The organism is Enterococcus sp. NBRC 3427 (assembly GCF_007996925.1).
Classification (GTDB): Bacteria; Bacillota; Bacilli; order Lactobacillales; family Enterococcaceae; genus Enterococcus_B; species Enterococcus_B lactis.
This window is the reverse complement of record NZ_BJLL01000057.1, coordinates 1-16,446: the sequence shown is the minus strand read 5'-3', so window position 1 is coordinate 16,446 and position 16,446 is coordinate 1. Positions and strand designations below refer to the sequence as shown.

The 16,446-nt window shown below is 36.8% G+C and carries 13 protein-coding genes and 1 other annotated feature; of the genes, 6 read left to right on the top strand and 7 right to left on the bottom strand.

The window, feature by feature from the left end; all coding sequences use genetic code 11:
- The first annotated feature begins 282 nt into the window (after window positions 1–282).
- Entirely contained in the window at window positions 283–705 is a 423-nt protein-coding gene (locus ESP02_RS10875; RefSeq protein WP_002372949.1) for a hypothetical protein, read from the top strand.
- 179 nt (window positions 706–884) lie between these two features.
- Here the strand turns inward: ESP02_RS10875 and ESP02_RS10870 are convergent, their stop codons facing one another.
- On the bottom strand, window positions 885–1,646 hold the full coding sequence (locus ESP02_RS10870; RefSeq protein WP_002372951.1) for a formate/nitrite transporter family protein: 762 nt from the start codon (window positions 1,644–1,646) through the stop codon (window positions 885–887).
- Window positions 1,647–2,370: 724 nt separating this feature from the next.
- Between ESP02_RS10870 and ESP02_RS10860 the strand changes: the two genes are divergently transcribed.
- Window positions 2,371–3,759, top strand: coding sequence for an acyltransferase family protein (locus tag ESP02_RS10860; protein WP_373891149.1), 1,389 nt, complete (start codon window positions 2,371–2,373; stop codon window positions 3,757–3,759).
- Window positions 3,760–3,952: 193 nt separating this feature from the next.
- On the opposite strand, the gene ESP02_RS10855 is transcribed toward ESP02_RS10860, so the two are convergent.
- Window positions 3,953–4,711 carry a serine protease gene (locus tag ESP02_RS10855; protein WP_002372955.1) on the bottom strand — a complete coding sequence of 253 codons (759 nt, stop codon included), beginning with the start codon at window positions 4,709–4,711 and terminating at the stop codon, window positions 3,953–3,955.
- Window positions 4,712–4,925: 214 nt separating this feature from the next.
- On the opposite strand from ESP02_RS10855, the gene ESP02_RS10850 reads away from it, so the two are divergent.
- Window positions 4,926–6,866, top strand: a complete 1,941-nt coding sequence (locus ESP02_RS10850; RefSeq protein ID WP_002372956.1) for a PTS fructose transporter subunit IIABC — start codon at window positions 4,926–4,928, stop codon at window positions 6,864–6,866.
- Window positions 6,867–6,955: 89 nt separating this feature from the next.
- On the top strand, window positions 6,956–8,878 hold the full coding sequence (locus ESP02_RS10845; RefSeq protein ID WP_025478354.1) for a BglG family transcription antiterminator: 1,923 nt from the start codon (window positions 6,956–6,958) through the stop codon (window positions 8,876–8,878).
- A gap of 285 nt (window positions 8,879–9,163) precedes the next feature.
- Here ESP02_RS10845 and ESP02_RS10840 read toward each other — a convergent pair whose 3' ends face one another.
- The 4 genes from ESP02_RS10840 to arsC all read right to left on the bottom strand — a co-directional run bounded on the left by ESP02_RS10840 (window position 9,164) and on the right by arsC (window position 13,252).
- Window positions 9,164–9,997, bottom strand: coding sequence for an energy-coupling factor transporter transmembrane protein EcfT (locus ESP02_RS10840; protein ID WP_002372959.1), 834 nt, complete (start codon window positions 9,995–9,997; stop codon window positions 9,164–9,166).
- The gene (locus tag ESP02_RS10835; RefSeq protein ID WP_073994684.1) at window positions 9,984–11,672 is read right to left on the bottom strand and encodes an ABC transporter ATP-binding protein; all 1,689 of its coding nucleotides are present in this window, start codon (window positions 11,670–11,672) and stop codon (window positions 9,984–9,986) included. The genes ESP02_RS10840 and ESP02_RS10835 overlap by 14 nt, the downstream gene beginning before the upstream one ends.
- A gap of 16 nt (window positions 11,673–11,688) precedes the next feature.
- Window positions 11,689–12,240 carry an ECF-type riboflavin transporter substrate-binding protein gene (locus ESP02_RS10830; RefSeq protein ID WP_002315249.1) on the bottom strand — a complete coding sequence of 184 codons (552 nt, stop codon included), beginning with the start codon at window positions 12,238–12,240 and terminating at the stop codon, window positions 11,689–11,691.
- A gap of 201 nt (window positions 12,241–12,441) precedes the next feature.
- Window positions 12,442–12,689 (bottom strand) — a binding site (T-box leader).
- Window positions 12,690–12,829: 140 nt separating this feature from the next.
- Window positions 12,830–13,252, bottom strand: coding sequence for an arsenate reductase (thioredoxin) (arsC, locus tag ESP02_RS10825; protein WP_002372964.1), 423 nt, complete (start codon window positions 13,250–13,252; stop codon window positions 12,830–12,832).
- A gap of 392 nt (window positions 13,253–13,644) precedes the next feature.
- Here arsC and ESP02_RS10820 point away from each other — a divergent pair, with 392 nt between their 5' ends.
- Complete coding sequence (locus ESP02_RS10820) at window positions 13,645–14,667, top strand: LLM class flavin-dependent oxidoreductase (protein ID WP_002315247.1); 1,023 nt, start codon at window positions 13,645–13,647, stop codon at window positions 14,665–14,667.
- Window positions 14,668–14,791: 124 nt separating this feature from the next.
- Here ESP02_RS10820 and ESP02_RS10815 read toward each other — a convergent pair whose 3' ends face one another.
- Window positions 14,792–15,226 carry a MerR family transcriptional regulator gene (locus ESP02_RS10815; protein WP_002337766.1) on the bottom strand — a complete coding sequence of 145 codons (435 nt, stop codon included), beginning with the start codon at window positions 15,224–15,226 and terminating at the stop codon, window positions 14,792–14,794.
- Between the two features lie 114 nt (window positions 15,227–15,340).
- On the opposite strand from ESP02_RS10815, the gene ESP02_RS10810 reads away from it, so the two are divergent.
- A complete protein-coding gene (locus ESP02_RS10810) occupies window positions 15,341–16,315 on the top strand; it encodes an alpha/beta hydrolase (protein WP_002372969.1) in 975 nt (324 codons plus the stop codon).
- Window positions 16,316–16,446 lie beyond the last annotated feature (131 nt).

Below are 16,446 nucleotides of genomic sequence, written 5' to 3'. Positions count from 1 at the left end.
TCATAGAATCTGTTGCTTTATTGAATCACTTGTTTTGAATAATCAATAGACAAAAGCTATCTCTAAACGTATTTTGTAAAATAATATCATTTAAAAATTATTAGTTAATCGTTAAATATAATAAATTAAAATAAGCCTGTAACTATTTATTTTGGTTATTGCTTTTCTTTTTCGCATATTATTAAGTAAAAAAATTAGCAGTATCTGTAATATCAGAAGAGGACGATCACCATTTTAAAAGTCATGATTCTATCTTAAGAAAAGAGAGTAGGTTCTATAATAATGATAAAAATATTTTATGTTCTGTTAATTGGTTGTATCACTATATTGAGTGGCTGTACAGCTACTACAGAAGGTCAAACAAGCATACCTAAAAAAATATCTCTTACACAAAAACAATTAGATAGAGCAGATAGGCTGTCAGGACATTGGTTTTATCATGAAGAAGATACTAGACTCCATATCGAGATTACAAGTGACCAAATCAAAGTAAAAAAGAAGAAGACAGAAAACAAGGAAGAGGAAACAATTTATAGCATCTATAATTATGAAAATGAAAATGGAAAGATAAGCATTTATGGAACAACGGATAAAAGGGAATTTTATATTTCTGAAGCAGATACTGATACAGTTTATATCGGGGGTGGGATAGCAGACATAGAAAGTGCTTGGCGAGTTAAAGCACATAAGCAAACTTTAGAATAGAAATTTTATTGGTATCTTTTTCTAAGAAATAGTTAGTGGCGAGGAAAAGGGAGGAGATAAATAAATACTGTATGGATTATTATCTGAATGATTAAGAAACTATTTTTTAGCTTAGAGAAGATTTTAATAATAAAAATGGATAAGCTTCTTAATCATTCGGATAACATCTTATGTGGATTTCAATGATGCTTATAACTAACGTAATAAAAACCTGAAACAAAAATAGCTCCGCCAATAATATTTCCAATATAAACAGGGATAAAATTCGAGAGAAATTCTAACCAAGTCGCTTGACCTTCAAATATGGCAGCAGGTATCACAAAACAGTTGGCCACACTATGTTGGAAACCGATTGCCACAAAAATCATCACTGGAAACCAAATCGTTAATACTTTGCCGGCCGCATCTTTTGCCCCATATGATAACCATAACGCTAAACCAACAAACCAATTACAACCTATTCCAGACCCTAATGCTTGCCACCAAGAAACAGCAATTTTATGATCAGCAATATGGATCACTTGGTCGAGATAGACACCTGAATGAGTTAAACCAACAAAATGTCCAAAGAAGTAGGCTACGAAAATTGCCCCAATAATATTTGCAAAAGTAATCACTGACCAATTCTTAACCAGCTGTGAGAATGTGACTTTTTTATCCATAAAGGCAATCGCCACAGCCATCATATTTCCGGTGATCAATTCACCACCGCCAAGAAGGATGACCAGCAGACCGATAGGGAAAACCGAGGCACCAACTAAACTAGTCAAGCTAGACATAGATTCTGGGATAGAAGCAGAGACCCGTACGTATGCCAAATAACCTAGAGAAATCATGGCTCCTCCGATAAACCCTAAAATCAGTTTAGCTAAGATAGGTTTCTGTATTTTTTTTGCTCCAAGATGAATACTGATTTCCATAATTTCTTCTGGTGTGTGCATGATACTTCGACGCCTACTTTCTTAATGAATTTTCATGTGATAAAATATAGTGAAAAAATTCACATTTTTCTTGTTGATTATATCATCTTATTATTTATATGTGCATATTATTGTAAAAATTTTTATTTAATCACATTGGATTCTAAAAAAGAAACAAAAATAAAAGTTATGTATATGGTGGTCAAAAAGTAAATAATATCAGTTATCAAATTTCCTGTAAATTTTCTTGAAATTATAGCATATTGTTACTTTAAAACAATCTATATTTTTTATAAAAAAGGAAATGAATAAATTATGATAGGAGAGAAAAAATGCCAAAGTCTAAAAAAAATATCACCATAATTTGTTTAGGGCTATCTGCATATTTATTTACAAAATTTGTTTATAGACATGTGAATTTATTTGCAGAACCTTTATTCGCATTATATGAATCAAATTCCTTAATCGTCAGAGAACTTGCTAATTTAATGATAGCCTTGCTGTTTACTCCCGCGTTGAGGGTCATAACTATTTTGGTCTGTTTAGTGCTCTTATTTTTCGTTAATAAAAAGAAATAACGTAGTATTTCAAAAGACAAAGAAGTGGGATGATGATTGCTATAGTATGCTATACGTGGTGCTAGGTAAGTGAGAATAAACAAAAAAAACTGTAGAACAAAGAAATTTTTTTGTCTACAGTCTGAGGTGGTGACATATCTTTGTCACCACCTTTTTTTGTCGCACAAATAATTAATCGGATATTTTATGTTCATGTTTTTTGTGTTCAACGAGTATTGATAGGAAATATTCGTAGTGAGCTACCTAGTTTGATTTTTGGCTATAACAATTGGTGGCAGCTGAATCAAGGCGTATCTTATTTCGACTCTTACTTTAATGCTTCTTTATTTAAACATTATTGGTCGCTTTCCGTTGAGCTACAATTTTATTTGATTTGGCCATTTTTGTTTATTGTCATTAAACGTATGAGGAGAAAACAAGTGTTTTACTTAATTTATACATTGATTTTTGTTTCTATTCTTTTTAGTTTGTTTTTACCTTCAGCTAAGGCGTATTATCATACGGTGGCTAAACTTTTTCCATTTTTATTAGGAGTTTGGGGGTATTTTAATCGAATAACTATTGGCCGTTTCTTTGAACAAAATAGTTTTAGTAAAATCTGGCTTTTACTACTAGCTAGTCTTTGTCTGATCCTGTTCCCGATTTTTCCTTATACACTAAATGAACTACTGATCAGTATTTGTTTTGCTCTATTGTTAGCCAGTGTCGATGATATGAACATTGCAAAAAAGACCAAAATCGCTAGTACAAAACTTTCTTTTGTAGGAAAAATTAGTTATGAACTTTATTTGGTGCATTTTCCAGTATTGATTGCTCTGACAAATCTATTCAAACATTATCATTTGAAATATTTGGATATCGCAGGTTTATTCACTGTGTTTTTGTGTACGTTACTCATGATTACTTTCTTTAGAAAAGGAGTGCAGAAGATGAGATCACCCAAAATTTGGACAGCTATGGCACTAATGATAATCGGAGTTTCTGTACTGGTATTACGCGCTCCAGCCAATCGGTTGACCGCTGACCAAAATCAGTTGCAAAGTTTATTAAAAGAAAATTCTAGTAAAGCAAGTGCAGGAGAAAATCAGTTGTCACAAGAGAAGAAAATATTATTTATCGGTGATTCTGTTATGCTGGGGGCGTATCAGGAACTGAAAGAGACTTTTCCAAAAGAAGCATTGGTAGACGCAAAAGAGTCAAGACAAATCACTGCGATACCAGAAATCTTAAAGGAGCATAAAGATTTAGTTTCTTACCAACAAATAGTGATCGGGCTAGGAACCAATGGTGTGTTAACAGATGATGCTATAGAACAAACCATGTCTTTGCTTAAAGATAAAAAAGTATACTGGGTAAATATAAAAGCTCCGACTGGCTGGCAAGATACGATAAATGCCACATTAGCTAAATTGCCAAATCAGTATTCTAATATAACGATGATCGATTGGTATAGTGAAAGCAAAAACCATCCTGAGTTTTTTTATGATGATGAAACCCATTTGAATGAAAGCGGACGTACAGCTTATGCAAAGTATATTGCTTCAGTGATCCAATAAGGTAGTGATCATCAGTTATTTAAAGATAGATTGAAATCCCGCTTTTTCTTATATCAGAAAAAACTTCTTTTGTCTTAAAGGCAATTAGTATTTGGGAAAATCTTTTGAAACAAAAGAAAAATATCAGGCTCTTTTTTCCTTTAGAAGTTAAGAGCCTGATATTTTTGTTGTTTCGATTATAACTAGCATATTTTTATGATAAATGATCTAAAATAAATTGATAATATTCATCATTTATTTTTGTACCAAAATTATTTTTACTACCGCCGGTTGTATGGACAGCGATAATCTCATTTTTTTCATTATAGACTGGGGAGCCGGATTGTCCGCCCTTTGTGTCCATATCATAATAGACTCTAGTATTCGTTTGTCCTGTTACTTTTCCTTGTGCTGTCCACATCGTTCCCCATGTTTTATCACCGGGAAAGCCAGTAGTAGTTAAACTAACACCGTTTTCAATAGAATTAGATAGCTTAAGAGGCAATACTGGAACTACTTCACCGATGCTCTTACTGTTCAAACTATCTACAGTGATTACTGCTATGTCTGTATCAACACCAGCATGATCAATATAACTTTGAGGAATATGCACAGACTTGATTTTGAATTTACCGTACGGAAGTTTAGCTCCATTTCTTCCAGGAATGACATAAATACTGTCCTTATTCGTATTTTCAAGTATCTTCTTTACAACATGGGCAGCGGTCAATACGGTATTCTTTCCAATAACTGCGCCGCTACCCGCATTGCCGTCTGCTGCTACGAAGACCATACTATTATAAGGTTCAGCTTTTGTATCCGTGATTTGAATGCGTTCATCTGTTCCTATGATGGAACGAGGCTGAATATTTAAATTACTAGTACCTGTAACAGCATCTGCAACTCCTCCGCCTATTAATCCACTGAATAACCCACCAACCAACATAATCAATAACAAACGATTCTTTTTCATAAATAACCTCCTTTATGTTTGATATGATCAGTTTATAACGTAGTGATTTTTTTCACAAAAGAAATGCACTTTTATTTTTCCAAGCAAAAGAATCGTTTTCTTGTCAAAGTTTTTATTTATTCCAAAAATTTCAGTTATTACGGAATCATTTTGTGCTTAATAAAAAGAAACCGTTTTTATATACTGTAAGTGTAGAAAGAAAGGCGGTAGGAAAATGAAAAAAATTATTGCAATCACATCTTGTCCAGTTGGCATTGCCCATACATACATGGCAGCAGAAAACTTAGAGAAAGTGGGGAAAGCAGTTGGCGCCGAGGTAAAAGTCGAAACACATGGTTCTATCGGTATCGAAAATGAATTGACTGCAAAAGATATCGAAGAAGCAGCTGGTGTAATCATCGCAGCGGATACTAAAATAGATAAATCACGATTTGGCGGCAAACCATTGATAACCGTAGGCGTGCAAGAAGGAATCCATCATGCAGATGAATTGGTAGGAGAGATTTTAGCAGGAAAAGCGCCAATCTATAAAAGTACAGAGACAACTATTTCTGCCGAAAATAAAAGTGAATCAGAAAATTTAGGTAAGAAAATCTATAAGAGTTTGATGAATGGTGTTTCATATATGGTGCCATTCGTAGTTACAGGAGGATTATTGATCGCAATTTCATTAACATTGGGCGGAACAGCGACACCTGAAGGAATCAAGATACCAGAAGGAACGATTTGGGCAACGATGAATAGTATCGGAAGTATTGCTATGGGGTTGATGGTTCCAATCTTATCTGCATTTATTGCGCAAAGCATTGCAGATCGTCCAGGACTTGTTCCTGGATTTGTTGGGGGGATGTTAGCAGCAAATGGCGCATTATATGGTAGTGATGCGAATGCGGGGTTCTTAGGCGGAATCATCACTGGATTTTTAGCAGGTTTCATTGCTTTAGGAATCAAGAAAGTACGAGTACCGAAAGCTTTACAATCGATTATGCCAATCATTGTTATCCCAATTTTAGGATCATTGGCAGTTGGTTTTGTGTTTATCTACGTTATTGGAGAACCAGTAGCTCTTTTATTTAGTTCGCTGACTCACTTTTTAGCAGGGATGCAAGGAGGAAGTGAAATTGTTTTAGCTATGATCTTAGGAGCAATGATTGCTTTTGATATGGGTGGACCGTTCAATAAAGTAGCCTTTCTGTTCGGATCTGGCTTGATTGCAGAAGGAAATTATTCCATCATGGGTCCAATTGCTGTAGCTATCTGTATCCCTCCGTTAGCATTAGGATTGGCATCATTGATATTGAAAACCAAATTTACAAAAACAGAACGAGAAGCTGGTAAGGCATCCTTAGCCATGGGGCTGTTCGGGATCACAGAAGGTGCGATTCCGTTTGCTTCAACAGATCCATTACGAGTGATTCCAAGTATTGTAGTCGGAGCGATGACAGGAAGTGTCATCGCAATGCTTTCAGGAGTGACAGATCATGTCGCTCATGGCGGTCCAATCGTAGCAGTTTTAGGAGCAGTCGATCATGTAGCCATGTTTTTTGTAGCAGTGGTTGCAGGTATTGCTGTCACCGTGTTAATGTTAAGAATCTTGAAACCAACATTAGAACATACTGCAGTTGCTGCAGCAAATGGGGTAGCGGTAGCGGATTTATCAGAATCTGAAACAAGTGATGTTTATACGAAAACTGAAACTTTTGATTCTATCACGGATATTATGTCAGATGAAGCAATCGTTCTAGGTGAAACAGCAACAACAAAAGACGGAGTAATCGAAGATTTAGTCCAACGTTTAGAAAAAACAGCGGCGATCACAGATAAAAACGGGTTTAAAGAAGTCATCTATGATAGAGAAAAGGAAAGTACGACGGGAATCGGCATGGGAATCGCTATTCCACACGGAAAATCAGCTTATGTTCGTAAACCAACAGTGGCTTTTGCCAGAAGTCAAGATGGAGTAGAGTGGCATTCTTTAGATGGAAAACTTGCACATATGATCTTTATGATTGCTGTACCTGAAAACAGCCAAGGAGATATGCACTTGAAAATACTGCAACGTCTTTCACGTAAATTGATGGATGATGATTTCCGTCAAGCATTGATGGATGCGCCAGATAAAGCAGCGGTTCACCAATTATTAAGTGAAATGTAATAACATAAGATGAAAAATCGACCGTGATGAGACATAATAGATGTGTTATCATGATCGATTTTTTATTTGGAAGGGAGTTTCTGCTTATTATGAATCAGCGTCAGCAATCTTTGATTTACCAATTAATTGAAACGAATAATTATATCACAATAAAAAAGCTAGCAGAGCATTTCCATGTGTCGGAAAGAACGGTTCATAGCGATTTGAATGTCATTGAAACTTGGTTCAGAGACAAACAGCTGCCTTTGATGATTGAAAGAAAAAAGGGGACAGGGATCTTGTTGAATGGTCTGCCTCACGAAAAGGAACAATTGAAACAAGCGCTTAATGAAGAGGCACAAACAGAAATGGATAAAAACCAGCTTCGTCAATTATTGATTTTCCATCTGCTAGTAGCAAAAGACGGATTTAGTCTTGAAGAGCTTTCGGAAAAACTATATGTTGGAAAACGTACGATTCGTAAAGAATTGACAGAGCTGAAAAGCTTTTTTGAGTACCATCATTTACAGCTAGTATCCAAAACAAAACTTGGCACTTTTCTTAAAGGCGATGAACAAGAAAAAAGACAGCTGCTTGTTAAGACGCTACGCAATATGCAGAAAGAAAATCCACAAAGTCCGTCGTTGAAAGAATTTTTTGCCAAAGATACATTAAAAGTCATCCAACATACATTAAAAGAAGTTTTCTATGAAAATCATCTAGAACAACCAGGAGGACTGGCTAGTGTGGAGATTCATATCTATTTTATGCTTGAGCGAATGAAACAGTACCAGAAAGTGAAATTAAGTAAAGACGAAAATGAAGTCGTTGAGCACACCCAAGCACAGCAGTTAAGTAGTCAGATCTTAGCAAAATTAGCCACTATTTACCCAATTGAATTTTCTCCTGATGAAATCAATTATCTGGCTTTGCGTATCGCCAATCTTTTTACAAACTCACAAGCAGCCACACGATTTCAAAAGGAATCTAGTACACTTACTGATCATTTGATTGTACAAGTGGAGCAGTTTTTAGGTTATTCATTGAAAGAAGATCAGTTACTGAAACAAAACTTAAGGTCTCATTTATCTTCGACCTATTTTCGACTCCATTATGGCTTGCAGATTTCTAATCCATTGACGAAAAACGTATTTAGTACGTACACACAACTTTTTTTAGTTTTACAGTTGATTCTAGAAGATTATTTTGAGAAAGAAAATTTTTATGTTCCGCAAGATGAGACAGCATATTTAACGATCCATTTTCAAGCGGCGATCGAGAGACACAAACATCAGAAAAGTAGAAGATACCAAGCCGTTTTAGTTAGTGAATATTCAAAAGCTATGGCTACTTTTCTTGAAGCGCGGCTGAACAGAGAACTTCCGGAATTAACGATTATAGATTTAATTGAATATAAGCCAGGACTAGAGAGGGAAGACTTTCCACCTGTTGATTTTATTTTAGCTACATTACCGTTTAAACATGAAAATATTCCAGTAATCGAGATTTCACCAATGATCACAGAAACTGATCTGGCCTATTTGACAAAATATATGCTGGAACATGTACCTATCAAGAAGAAAAAAACGTTTGATCTAGCAAGCTTTACTCATCCATTTTTGATCTTTCCTCAGCTTGAATGGACTGACCCAGTAGATATTTTAAATTTTATGGGGAATGTCTTAGTAGAACATCATTATGTGGAGTCGGAATTCGTCGATTCTGTCTTGGAACGAGACCGTCACGCCAGTACTAGAGTGGCACCATTTGTAACGATTCCTCACGGTAATCCGCTGTATGTAAAACATTCGATGATTTCTATTGCAACAATGAAAGAACCAATCCTATGGCATGGGGAACAGATACGTATCGTACTGCTGTTAGCAATAAAGAGAAAGGATTTGAAACATGCAGAGTTCAAAAAAATTTTTTCTGTTATTCACTATTTAGAAAAGCAACCAGAACAAATGGCACAGTTGATGCAATCCAATCATCCACTAGAGATTTTAACCTTGTTGTCTAGTTATGAATAAGCAGATATTAAAAAACTGCCTTTATATTTATAATAATTCTATCTATTTAGAAGTAGAAAACTAAATACAAAGGAACTGTAACAAAAGTCTTGCTACAGTTCCTTCTTCCGAATAAACGGTGTTCAATCAACTGACCCTCAGTATTAGCTCAAAAAACGGCAAAATATGAGGAACTATTTTTCCGTTTTGTTTCTCTAAAGTCCAGCCAATTCAAAAACATGAAACGCTGTTTTTGTTTGGCTGGACTTATTACTTGATGCAGACCAGCTTCTCCACAACCTCTATTTAATGAAATGGATTATAGAATCGTCCGTCATTTAGGATAACTAATAAAATCCCTATTGAACAAAAGAGGACAACGAGAAATAGTGCAAGATAATCATTCCGCTGCAATGGTTTTGCCGACAGCCATGTCCGTCCTTTTTTCTTTCCAAAACGCCGAAGTTCCATGGCAGAAGAAATCGTCTCAATACGTTCTAAACTGGAAAAAATCAATGGGATCGCAATCGTCAAATTTCCTCGTACCCGTTTCATGAGAGAGGCTTTACCAGAGAGTTCATTTCCTCGTGCTTGCTGGGCTTTGGAAATCGTTCGAAAATCCTCTTGGATATCTGGAATGTAGCGTAGCGCTAAAGAAAAGGCATAAGCAATTTTATAAGAGCCACCAATTCGATGGATACTAGAAGCTAATTCACTTGGATTCGTCGTTAAAATAAAAATCAAACCTGGAGGAATGGTAACGAAATATTTAATCAGTAAATTGAATTCATAAAAAATCTGTTCTTGAGTGAGCGTATATCTACCGATTCCATCAAAGATGACATGGCGAGTACCATAGATAGCTACTCCGTATTCTGGGGCAAATAAATAAACAGTCAATAAATTCAAAATGGAGAAAAAAGCAATGAACTTCAATACAAAAGAGATCTCAGAATAACTAATTCTGGCTATCCGAAAAATGAGAACCGAAAACACAGCAAGACAAAGCAAAAATCGTGTGTCATAAGAGACCATCCCAATAATCGAAAGTAATAGAAAACAAAAAAGTTTGGTAAAACCGCTGAGTTGATGGATGATTGTTTTTTTCGGTACATAACCGATGAGATTATTCTCTGTCATAAGGGTCCCCCTTATGCTGAATAAAAGCCGAAACGAATCCGCTAGCATCTGTCAGCTGATTACTTTTTGCCAAATGATACAAACTAGTTTTCCGCAAGCTTGCCGAGGCAACTAAATCGGTTGAAGATAGTACCTTCGAAGGTCTTTCATCTGCAATAATTTGTCCTTCTTTCAAAACAATCGTCCGTTCTGTATATTCCAGCATCAAGTGCATATCATGAGTGATCATCAAAATCGTGATGCCTTGCTGATTCAATTTTTTCAAAAAATCCATCATTTTAGTGTAGTGATAGTAATCTTGTCCAGCTGTCGGTTCATCAAGAATCAGCAATTCTGGTTCGAGTACCAATATAGATGCCACTGCTACCCGTCGTTTTTGTCCATAGCTCAGCGCTGAAATCGGCCAGTTACGAAACTCATACAATCCGCATATTTTCAAAGTTTCCAAGACTTTTTCTTGGATGTTTATCGGATCTTCACCGCGATTTTCTAAAGCCAAAGCAACTTCTTCAAAAACTATGTTTTTAGAAAGCATTTGGTTACTGTTTTGCAGTACATAGCCAATTTTGTCCGCTCGCTCTTTGATGCTTTCAGATATGATTGATTGGTCTTTCCACAACAGTTCGCCTTTTTGGAAAGGTTGGAAACCGGTGATGAGATTGGACAATGTGGATTTTCCTGCTCCATTATGTCCGACTAAACTAACCATCTCTCCTTGATGAAGAGTTAAATCGATTCCTTTGATGATTGGTTCCTTACCGAAGTGGAAGGATACATCTTTCAATGTCAATAGCGGCGTTTTCTTTTTAGAAGGAGAACAAAAAGTCCCTTGTTGTTTTGCTAAAGCAGCAGCAATCTCTGGGGAAACCAGTTGATCGACTTGTGTTAAATCTGGGAATTCTGTCAATGAGAGTCCAGATCGTTTTAATGCTGTGATGTATAAGGGTTCACGAATTCCGCACTTCGACAATAAATCACTTTTCAGCAATTCAGTAGGAGCTATATCCGCAATGATCTTTCCCTCATCAATCAAGATGATGCGATCGACTGGTGCAGCTAGCACTTCCTCCAAACGATGTTCAATAATGATCGTCGTAAATTGTTGCGATTGATAGAGACGGTCAATCATCTGGATTGCTTCATAGCCTGTCTGTGGATCAAGATTAGCTAATGGTTCATCAAACAAGAGAATAGGTGTTTCATCGATCAAAACACCAGCCATTGCTACCCGCTGCTTTTGTCCGCCAGATAGATCTTGCGGACGTTTGTCTAATTGGGCCAGTAAATTCGTCTTTTCTGCCCAGAAATTGACAGTTTCTTGCATTTCTTTTTGTTCGATCATCTCATTTTCAAGAGAAAAAGCGATGTCTTCAGCTACTGTTAATCCGACAAATTGGCTGTCAGTATCTTGTAAAACGGTGCCTACTTCTAATGAAAGATCATAGATAGAAGATTCACTGAAATTTTTACCATTGATCGTTAATTGACCAGTAAAACTTCCTTTTTCATTTTGTGGGATGATGCCATTCAAACATTTTCCCAAAGTTGATTTTCCTGAGCCGCTAGGTCCTATGATCAAAATTTTTTCCCCAGGATGGATAATCAAATCGATATTTTTTAATGTTGCTTCGGCTTGGCTGTCATATTGAAATGTAAAATTACGAAACTCGATCATTTTAGTTCCTCGCGTTCTAAGCTTCTTTGTTCAAACTTCCTTTTTTGACTTTTGTCTGTGCATAAGCTTTCAATAAAATAATGCCGATAATCCCTGTCACAATAGCATTTGTGATTCCAGCAACGATTCCTTGCGTGAAGACTTTGCTTGGAGCCTCTGCATAAATCAAAATATCTCCCACAGGCGCAATAATCACCCATGTCACTAAATTGGCAATCGTTTCACCCACGAGAAAGAGCGTGATTTCTTTTTTACCAAATATGCCTTCTTCAATCGGGATACGTTTGGTCAATAAACCAAAAAACACACCTAAAATCCCAGATGCAATGATCCATGACCACCAAGCACCATAAGTAGTTAAGTCACCCAGTGCATGGCCAATAAAACCAGCTAATCCTGCAACGACTGGCCCGTAAACTACGCCTAGCAGCGCTAGAAAAGGGTAAGCGGTCGCGATATCCGTATTTGGAACACCTGTTGGAATGGTGACGAAACGTTTTAAGATAAAGAAGACAGCTGCTCCGATACCGATAGCTACAATATGCTTTACTGTAAATTTTTTATTCATTCTATTTTCCCCCAATTGTTTATTTATGAATGCGCATTTCCAATTTTTGACCACATCATGTCAAAATTTTGTTGGATGATTCAAAATTTTCCGAAAATTCACTTCCTTTCGATAGTATCCAAGGTCAAGTAGTAGATGGACTTAATTAGTATCGATAGTCGATTCAAAAGTGGGTACAAAAAAATGCCCTAGCAAAAAATTGCTAAGGGCATAGATATGCGTTACCACCTTTGGTTATAAAATCCTCACAGACTTTACCTCGATCAGTACCCAAAAAAATCATCTTTTGGAAACTGTGCCTTGTTAACGGTAGACATCCGTATTTCCTTAAATATTCGGGAAATCCGCTCAAAAGCCATTTTCAAGTAACAGATACGCATTCCTTTTCACCAAGCAGGAACTCTCTTTGGCGTCTAACATTACTTTACTTTCTTTGTCATCGCGTTTCATTGATTGCTAATAAAATAGCAGAGAAGTATCCATTTGTCAACGGGAGGAACGATTGATCTAACAAAAAGAAGAGAAGAAGTTTTTGCTAGAGAACAATTCTATCTATCAGTTAATTGTAAAAACATTTTTGAGGATTCCTTTATAAACTTGGGGCATATTGATTTAAGTCAGAAACCTTTGTTTTGATTACTTCTCTGACTTTTCTGAATTCCGCTAATATTTCTTCTTCGCTCCCGACAGCTTGTGCAGGATCTTTTAGGTCCCAGTGAAGGTGTTCGTGATTGTTTGGAACGGCAGGGCACTTGTCTTTGGCATCACCACAAAGTGTAATGATCAAGTCTGCCTGAGCAAAGTAATCTCTATCAATCAAATCAGACGTCTGTTTGGAAATATCGATACCGTCTTCTGCCATGATCTTTACAGCTCTTGGATTCAAACCATGTGTCTCGATCCCCGCACTTCTGATCTCAAACTTTGAATGAGGCAGATATTTACGCGCGTAGCCTTCTGCTATTTGACTGCGGCAAGAATTGCCCGTACATAAAAAATAGATTTTTTTCATTTGATTTCCTCCGTTATGTATTAGTAAATGTAACTGTTTATCTAAAGAAAACTCTATATGATGGAGCGAAAAAAACAATGGGTTTCTTAGTTTATATGTTTCTTGTTGTTCAGCGTATAAATTGATGTGTACAAAGAACTCATCCTGTCTTTTTTACCATAAATACACGTTAGAAACAATCATTTTGAGTCAAAAAACAACGATGTGAAAGACTATTAAAAGAGATTAAGACATGGCAGATGATGAAGGAAGTAGGGGTATAGTAAGCCGATAGATTTCTTGAATATGACGCGAGAACAATTATTCGTCTTTTAAGAAAAAAAGTAGTAGAATCAGTTCATATTAAAAATAAAAAACCTTCCATTTTTGTAGGGTTGGAGGAGGTCATTACCTTGAAAAAAATCGGCTTTTTAAGCTTTGGACATTGGATGGAGCAAGGATCACTCGTGAAAACAGCTCAAGATGCTTATTTGCAATCCATCGATTTAGCAGTGGAAGCAGAAAAAATTGGAGTAGACGGAGCGTTTTTCCGCGTACATCATTTTGCCCCTCAGATTGGGTCGCCGTTTCCTTTGCTAGCTGCAATCGGCGCAAAGACGAGTAAGATCGAAATCGGCACAGGACTTATCGATATGCGATATGAAAATCCTTATTATATGGCAGAAAATGCTGGATTGACAGATATCATCACACAAGGAAGAGTGCAACTAGGAGTGGGTCGTGGTTCACCTGAACAAGTTCTAGATGGCTGGAAATACTTTGGGTATGATTACAGTGAAGAAGAAATCAAAGAGGTAACACGGGAACGCACTCTTGAATTCTTGGAACTACTTGAAGGAAAACCATTTGCAGAACCAAATCCTCAACCAATGTTCCCACAAGGATCAGGAAAATTACGGATCGAACCTTATTCAGAAGGATTACGACAAAGAATCTGGTGGGGAGCTGGTTCGCAGCAAACGGCAATCTGGGCAGCACAACATGGAATGAATCTGCAATCATCTACATTAGTCAATTACGAATCCCATGAGCCGTTCCATATCCAACAAGCAAACCAATTACGTGCGTATAAAGAAGCGTGGAAGCAGGCAGGTCATGATTTTGAACCAAGAACATTGGTCACTCGCTCGATCCAGCCAATCACCACTGATTTGGATCGACGCTTATTTGGACAAGACGGTAGTCCGCAACAAGATGCTGTCGGCTATCTTGCTTATCACCGGAACCCGACGATTTTTGGAAAAACTTTTGCTGGTGAACCTGATCAATTAATCAAGGAGCTCGCTGAAGATGAAGCAATCAAAGAAGCAGACACAGTACTTGTCACGATTCCTAATACTTTGGGGGTAGAATACAACATGCACTTGCTTGAAACAATCGTAAAAGATATCGCTCCAGAATTAGGATGGCGGTAAAAAGGATATTTCTGTAAGTGCAGGATACTTGAGTGAAAAAATAAACACTTCTAACAATCAGTTAGAGGTGTTTATTCATGTTTTCATGAAGTTCATAGAGAAGGAAAGTGAGTTATCCGTTTGTTCAGTGAGAATGTTCATAAGCTTCTTTTACATGTTGGGGTAAATCATCAGGAATCAGTTTCAATACGGCTTCTTCATTGCCGGTTTTTATTGCTTCTTCATAGTACCAGCTTTTGTAATTTAGCATAGCGAGTACTCTTTCTAATTTTGTTATTTCTTCTTCTACAACTTCTTTTTGCTTTTCAAATAGTTCTTTACGAACCGCAAATGTCTTACTGCCTTCTTTACTCCATTCCATGAATTGCTTGATGTCTTTTATCTCTAAACCAGATTTTTTCAAACAATCAATGACTCTCAAAGCCTCTAATTCACTCTCTGAAAATTTTCTAATACCGGAAACACGCTGGATATCAGGAAATAATCCCTCTTTGTCGTAATAACGTAAAGTAGAAACAGGAAGTCCAAACATTTCAGACACTTGTCCAATGGAATACATAAAAAAATCCTCCTAAATTAAAATTTTACCCTTGACCTAAAGTCAGGTTTAAGTTTTATCATGATAATACATTCAAAAACAAATGTCAATTTTAATCAAAGGAGCGTTTAGAATATGAGTAAAGAATTAAATATCACCCAAGAATGGGACAAAGTATTTCCAAAAAGCGAGCAAGTCAATCATCGAAAGGTGACCTTCCCAAATCGTTTCGGTATCACATTAGTCGCTGATTTATATGAACCAAAAGAAGTAAGTGAAGAGAAATTGCCAGCAATCGCTGTGAGCGGACCATTTGGCGCAGTAAAGGAACAATCGTCTGGTCTATATGCGCAGACGATGGCTGAAAGAGGCTTTTTAACGATTGCATTTGACCCATCGTTTACAGGAGAAAGCGGAGGAATACCACGATATGTTGCTTCGCCTGATATCAATACGGAAGATTTTCAAGCGGCAGTAGACTTTTTATCTGTACAAAAAAATGTAAACCCTGAGAGAATCGGAATCATCGGTATTTGTGGATGGGGAGGTATGGCATTGAATGCGGCAGCGATCGATACACGGGTCAAAGCAACAGTCGTCTCAACAATGTACGATATGACTCGAGTAACAGCCAATGGCTACTTCGATGCTATGGATGAAGATGCCCGATATAAAATGCGTGAAGAATTAAATGCACAACGTATCATTGATTTCAAACAAGGGGACTACGCACGTGCTGGAGGAGTGGTTGACCCATTGCCTGAAGATGCTCCTCAGTTTGTTAAAGATTACCATGCGTATTATAAAACAGATCGCGGATACCATGTCCGTTCTTTAAATTCTAACGACGGTTGGAATAGGACATCAGGGTTATCACTTATGAATGCGAAACTATTGCATTATATTCCAGAAATCCGTCATGCGGTATTAGTCATTCATGGGGAAAAAGCTCACTCACGTTACTTTGGGGAGGATGCTTTCAATGAGCTGAAAGGCGATAACAAGGAACTCATGATCATTCCAGGAGCTTCCCATACAGATCTATACGACCAGACAGACATCATTCCATTTGAAAAAATGGCAACATTCTTTGAAGAGAACCTTGTGTAACCAAAAGAGGTTTTGAAAAAGCTGCCCTGCATCAAGTAATAAGGACAGACAAAAAAGCTTCTCATTTTTGACTTGGTTGGACTTATTACCATAGATGCAAGCTTTTGAGCTCCGTTTAAAGAAGAGGTTGT

Excerpts from the sequence above, each read along its gene's own strand:
- ESP02_RS10875 (WP_002372949.1), top strand. The coding sequence starts at position 283 with ATGATAAAAATATTTTATGTTCTGTTAATTGGTTGTATCACTATATTG.
- ESP02_RS10870 (WP_002372951.1), bottom strand. The coding sequence starts at position 1,646 with ATGCACACACCAGAAGAAATTATGGAAATCAGTATTCATCTTGGAGCA.
- ESP02_RS10855 (WP_002372955.1), bottom strand. The coding sequence starts at position 4,711 with ATGAAAAAGAATCGTTTGTTATTGATTATGTTGGTTGGTGGGTTATTC.
- ESP02_RS10850 (WP_002372956.1), top strand. The coding sequence starts at position 4,926 with ATGAAAAAAATTATTGCAATCACATCTTGTCCAGTTGGCATTGCCCAT.
- ESP02_RS10845 (WP_025478354.1), top strand. The coding sequence starts at position 6,956 with ATGAATCAGCGTCAGCAATCTTTGATTTACCAATTAATTGAAACGAAT.
- ESP02_RS10840 (WP_002372959.1), bottom strand. The coding sequence starts at position 9,997 with ATGACAGAGAATAATCTCATCGGTTATGTACCGAAAAAAACAATCATC.
- ESP02_RS10835 (WP_073994684.1), bottom strand. The coding sequence starts at position 11,672 with ATGATCGAGTTTCGTAATTTTACATTTCAATATGACAGCCAAGCCGAA.
- ESP02_RS10830 (WP_002315249.1), bottom strand. The coding sequence starts at position 12,240 with ATGAATAAAAAATTTACAGTAAAGCATATTGTAGCTATCGGTATCGGA.
- arsC (WP_002372964.1), bottom strand. The coding sequence starts at position 13,252 with ATGAAAAAAATCTATTTTTTATGTACGGGCAATTCTTGCCGCAGTCAA.
- ESP02_RS10815 (WP_002337766.1), bottom strand. The coding sequence starts at position 15,226 with ATGTATTCCATTGGACAAGTGTCTGAAATGTTTGGACTTCCTGTTTCT.
- ESP02_RS10810 (WP_002372969.1), top strand. The coding sequence starts at position 15,341 with ATGAGTAAAGAATTAAATATCACCCAAGAATGGGACAAAGTATTTCCA.